The organism is Streptomyces alkaliphilus (assembly GCF_014141535.1).
In the GTDB taxonomy this organism is placed as follows: Bacteria; Actinomycetota; Actinomycetes; order Streptomycetales; family Streptomycetaceae; genus Streptomyces; species Streptomyces alkaliphilus.
Genome location: NZ_VKHT01000331.1, coordinates 1 through 4,993, shown reverse-complemented (window position 1 = coordinate 4,993; position 4,993 = coordinate 1). Strand labels below are relative to the sequence as shown.

General features: G+C 71.4%; 6 protein-coding genes and 1 pseudogene. 1 reads left to right on the top strand and 6 read right to left on the bottom strand.

The annotated features are described in order from the left end of the window. The 6 genes and pseudogenes from FNQ90_RS12375 to FNQ90_RS12350 form a co-directional block, all read right to left on the bottom strand. Window positions 1-565: pseudogene (locus FNQ90_RS12375) on the bottom strand (hypothetical protein); the annotation flags it as partial. A 213-nt stretch (window positions 566-778) separates the two neighbouring features. Continuing rightward, window positions 779-1,432, bottom strand: coding sequence for a hypothetical protein (locus tag FNQ90_RS12370; protein ID WP_182606420.1), 654 nt, complete (start codon window positions 1,430-1,432; stop codon window positions 779-781). After that, entirely contained in the window at window positions 1,429-2,064 is a 636-nt protein-coding gene (locus FNQ90_RS12365) for a hypothetical protein (protein ID WP_323379913.1), read from the bottom strand. The genes FNQ90_RS12370 and FNQ90_RS12365 overlap by 4 nt, the downstream gene beginning before the upstream one ends. A gap of 92 nt (window positions 2,065-2,156) precedes the next feature. Continuing rightward, the gene (locus tag FNQ90_RS12360) at window positions 2,157-3,446 is read right to left on the bottom strand and encodes a hypothetical protein (protein WP_182606419.1); all 1,290 of its coding nucleotides are present in this window, start codon (window positions 3,444-3,446) and stop codon (window positions 2,157-2,159) included. A 76-nt stretch (window positions 3,447-3,522) separates the two neighbouring features. Further along, window positions 3,523-3,867 carry a hypothetical protein gene (locus tag FNQ90_RS12355; protein WP_182606418.1) on the bottom strand — a complete coding sequence of 115 codons (345 nt, stop codon included), beginning with the start codon at window positions 3,865-3,867 and terminating at the stop codon, window positions 3,523-3,525. Window positions 3,868-3,991: 124 nt separating this feature from the next. Further along, entirely contained in the window at window positions 3,992-4,291 is a 300-nt protein-coding gene (locus tag FNQ90_RS12350) for a WXG100 family type VII secretion target (protein ID WP_143617503.1), read from the bottom strand. A 450-nt stretch (window positions 4,292-4,741) separates the two neighbouring features. On the opposite strand from FNQ90_RS12350, the gene FNQ90_RS12345 reads away from it, so the two are divergent. Then, window positions 4,742-4,993: hypothetical protein (locus tag FNQ90_RS12345; RefSeq protein WP_182606417.1), on the top strand; the 252-nt coding region annotated here is incomplete at its 3' end.

The window sequence follows — 4,993 nt, the reverse complement described above, 5'->3', positions numbered from 1 at the left end:
GGGAGATGCCGTCCACGGGGGGCGGAACGCGGCGTTCCCGCACCGTGACGACCCCCCGCAGCACCCGCCGGGCGACCGGCGCGGAGAGCGCGGCGAGGGCGGCGATCAGGGCCGTGAGGGCGGTCGGACCGGCGAAGGTACCGAGCGCGAAGCAGACGAACCACACCGATGCCCCGGTGCACCGGGCCACCCCATACCACATGGGGAAGACCCGCGTGGCCGGTGAGAGCACCGGCGCGGTGTCGATGCCCGCTTCCTCGAGATCCCGGTGGCCGACATCGGGCACGACCTTCAGCGGCAGCCCCGCCGCCTCGCACAGGGCGGTGAATCCCGCCCGTTCGGCCATGGCCTTCCCCAGCGGCGCCGAGGCGGGCAGCAGCGCGGACTCCGGCAGCCAGTCGTCCACCCGCAGGCGGGCCCGGCACCGGCCGGCGGCGTCCAGCAGGAGAAGCGTGCCGCGCGAACCGGGCCGGCCGAACGGGTCGTACACGCTGCCGCCGCCGGTTGGGCGTTCGGGCTCGGCGACCAGTACGGCGCGGGTGACGCCCCCGGGGCCGAGCGGCACCCGGGTCTCCCGCCCCGTCCCGTTCCGGAGGACCAACTCACCCGGACCGGGGAAGACCCGGGCGCGCCGAAGCGCCTCCCGTGCCCCCCGTCCCCGGCCGGCCGGTCGCAGAGCGGGCTCGGGTATCGGGGCCGGCTCCCGTGGGGATGTCGGCACGAAGCCCGTCCTTTCACCGGATGCGAAGCGGTCGGGATGGCGGTCGGAACGAACTCCTCAGGCGGGCACCACGCGAATGGTTCCGACGATCCCGTCGACCCAGGGCTCGATGTACTCGTCCAAACCGGCATCCGTCCACAGGGTGTTGGCGACCACCAGCGCCGTCATGCCCCGGGGACGGATCGCGTGGGTCAGGGCACGGATCACGGGACGCCCGCCGAACCACGACCGCCGCTTGCCGGGGTAATTCTGGCGGATCCTCACCACGGGTCCCGCGCCGACCTCATCCTTTTCCACCAGGGGGTCACCCAACTCGTGAACGACGACACGCTCGACGAAACGGTCGAGGTCGACCAAGCCCTCGGCATCGAGGAGGGAAGAGTCCGTCACCCGACTCCCCTCCTCGTCCGGACCCCACCAGGAGATCTCCATGCCGACATCGCTGGTGTCCACTCCCGGTGGGTAGCACCCCAGGGCGTGGCTCGGGGCACTCCTGCGGTACTCCGACACGCGGCTTCGGAGTTCCGCGGCCAGGGCGGCCGCGTCGGGACGGAGGATCCTGGTGATCTCCGGGACGTCCTCGCCTCCGGCGGCGAGGACCAATTCCTCCGCTTTCGCGTCGGCCCATCGATCCGGGTCGACGTCGGGGTCGAGAGGGAACTCGAACCAGGGGGAGGGATACTCCACCAGGAATTGGGCGCGCTCGGTCACGAGGACTCCTCTTCTCCGACCCAGACGAGGGAACCGGCCACGGCGTCGAACAGCCGAGCCAGGGCGTCGGCGAGCGCCGGCAGCGGTGTGTTGAAGGACAACAGCAGCATCCCGTCCGTGTGGGGGAGCGGGAGATGGTGGTCGACGGCCACCGAGTGGGGTGTCCCGGGAGGTGCCTGTGGTGGGGGCGCCTCCCGGCGTCGGACGCGCAGGGCGGGCCCCGAGGGCAGGCCGACCACGTCGACCTCCGTGTCGGGGTCGGCCGTCGCCTCTGCGTGCGCCAGGAGTTCCTCCATGGAACGGGCGGGGATCGCGGACGGGGGGAGAAGCGTGATCAGCAGGGAGGCGGGAATGGTGAGAGGGCCCGCGCTCTGGAGACAGAGGTACATCTCCAGTCCTCCGTTCCGGCGGGCATCCGCTGCGCTGTCCAGCAGCTCTTTCCGGGCGTTCGCCTTGAGATGGGGAGCGTTGTCCACCCCCTTGAATCGTTGCCGCACCAGTCGGTCCACCGCCTCTTCGCACTCTTCGGGGGCGAGCGGGATGCGGTACCACTCCTCCGGCAGGAGGATGCGGTAGCGCACGAGCGGGAGATCGTGGTCGAGGCCCTCTCCGGTCCCGTCCGGGGTGCTCACCGGGTCGTCCCGGTGCTGTCGCGGTGTCATTCGCCGTTCCTCGGGTGCGGTGCGGTGCGGTGCGGTGCGGCCGGGCCCGGGGCCCGGCGGGATCAATTGAAGGTCCGTCCGAAGGCCCACCAGCCGGCTGCCGTACCGGTTCCGGTGGAGACCCACCAGGCGGCGACCTGTGAGTTGAAGTTCTGCACGGCGGCGCCGGTGGCCGGCTCGCGGAAGACCTTCGGATCGATCCTGCGCAGTTCGTTGGTGAGTGTCCGGATGTCCGGGTCCAGCCGAGCCGGCCAGGTGAGGGCGTTGTTCGGGGTACGGGGCATGGGGAGGAAGGAGAGCCGACGCGGTGGCATTCCTCCGATCACAGCGGAGATCTTCTGGCCGGTTACCGCGTCGGGAACCATTTTCTTCGCGGTGGTCCGGGCGATCTCCCGGTTGGGAACGGTGCGTTGGGCGGCCTTGTACGCTTCCCTGCGGGCGGTCGCCTTGATGCCCTGAACCGCCAGGCGGCCACTGCGCAGGACGGCGGCACCGATGCCGAAGGTGGCCAGGCCCACCACGTCGAGTGCGACATCGAGCCAGCTTCCCTCCCCCCGAATGGCCAGGATGAGGTTGCAGGCCAGGGAGACGACACCGGCGATCAGTGTGATCGCGATGAGTGCCTGACCGAGGAAGGGAACCCATCCGAGGAAGAGGGAGAAGGTCCCCGCGACCGCGGCGATGCGCCCCGCCCACTTGGCCACGTTCTGCAGAGTGAGGGCTTCCCTGAAGCGTTCCCAACGACTGTCCTTCAAGCCATCGGTGGTGATGACCTCCCGGATGGCAGCGGCGGCCCGGGAGGCGCCCTCCCGGTGGATCTCCTTGGCCCGCTCCACCTCGGTGCGACAGCGGGCCACGGTCTCCCCCGCGGTGGCCACCCGGTTCTCCAGACCGGTGCGTTCGGGGTCGTCGTCCTCCACGTCATCCGTGAGGCACTCCAGGGCGTTGCTCGCGGTGCGCCGTTCGGCGTCCGCCTCCTCGGCCTCGCGCAGGGCCGTGTCCGCGACGCGTTGTGCCCGGGCCAGTTCCGAAGCCCAGTCCTGGTGCGGACAGCCGTCGTCCCACTCCCTGACCGAGGTGCCCATCACGCGGGCGGCGGTGTCGTAGCGCACGAACGCCTTGCGCAGTCGGCCGGCTGCGCCGTCGGCCTCGGCACGGAACTCCGCGGCGGCGATGCTCTGCCAGCCCTCCACGCCGGCCAATGCCTCTATTTCGCCGGCCTGTCGTTCGATGGCGTCGGCCAACAGGCGGAGTTCACGGCCGATGGCCGCGACCTCCTGCGGGTCGCCCGGTGTGGGGTCCCTCGACTCGCCGACCACACTCCAGTCGCCGGATGCCGCTGCCCTGCCCATGCTCGTTTCCCCCGTTGTGGTTCCCGAAAGGTCGGGGTATCGGGTCGTTCGTCATTCGTTGTGAACGATCCCCGGGTCACAGGGGCTGCGGGCCGCAGCCCGGATCCGTCCCCTCCATCACTTCGTCGTTCGCGCGGAGCGCGGCGGCGAGTTCCCGGTCGACGGCTTCGTAGGACTCGGCGGCGAACTCGGTGATGCCCGCCAACTTCTCCAGTTCGGCGAGGAGTTTCTCCCGCCCGAGCCGCCAGTTGTCCTCGAAGTCGTCGAAGACATCGACCAGTTCCCGCGAGCCCACGGTGGTGCAGTCGGCACCGTCCAGGGGGTTGGCGGCGGTGGAGAACGCCTGGTGGATGGCGGCCAGGGCCTCCGAGCACTCACGGATGCGATCCAGGTCCGCCTGGATGCCCTCCCCGTCTCCCACATCGCCTCCCCGGTTCCGGCCGTTCCCCGGCCCGCCGTTCGTCACGTATCGCCCCGCTGCGCGAGGGTCCGGGGCGGCGGTGGGTGTGCCGGCCCCGGACCGTGCGACGCGCGTCGGGCGCGGGTCAGTTGCCCTGGATGGCGTTCTTCAGGCTGATGTCCTGCTCCTCGAAGCCGTCGGCGGCCGCGTGGAGGAAGTTGCCCATGCCCTGCATGCCCTCCAGGGTCTGCTTGACCCCGGCGCTGAACTCCTCGTACGACTCCTGGAAGGCCTTGGAGGACTCGGCGGTGACGTAGCCGTCCTCCACCAGGTTGTCCACGTAGGTCTTGAGGTCGTCGAGCTCCCGCTCCATGCGCTCGTGCTCGGCGATCAGGTGATCCCCGGCGTCGTGCATGTCCTGATATGTAAGGCCGATGTCGGACATCGCCTGCCCCCTTCGTGGCCGGTGCGGGGACGCGCGGCGGCCCCGCGGTGCGGTGGGTTGCGGCAGCCCCCTCGGCTGCCCCCTCGTGCCGGCGTCAGCCTACGTGGGGACGGGTGCGGGGTACACCCGGGGTGTACGGCTCGTACAGGTCTGTGACAGGGCGACAGTTCGGCCGTGTCGGCCGGGAGGTGCGGTCGCGTCGGCCGGGAGCGGGACCGAGCGGATTCATCCTTGAGGGACTCCGCTATGTTGCCGGAGAGTGGACACGGTGTGGGGACCATCCGGGAGTACCGCCGATGGGCGGACGAACGGGCGTTCCCGGTGGAACGGGGTCAACGACGGGGGCCGACCCCGGTTCCATCGGGCACGCGGCCCCGCCGCCGCGTACCGTTCCGCGCCCCCGGCGGACCCGCCCGGGTCCGTCCCCACCGCGCCCCGGAAGGACCCACCGTGCGCCTGACCCTCACCGTCGTGGACCCCGTCGGCGGCCATCGCGCGGACGCGGTGCTCGACGCCGATCCGGGCACCGCCGTCGGCGATCTGGTGCCGGAGTTCCTGGAGTTGACCGGAAGCCGATGGACGCCGGGGACCCCCGCCGGGCCACCCGGCGGCGTCGGGCACCTTCCCGGCGTACCGCGCCCGCGGCAGGGCGCCGGCTCCCCGGTCCCCGACCGCCCGGGGGCGCTCCCGCCGTTCGGCGCG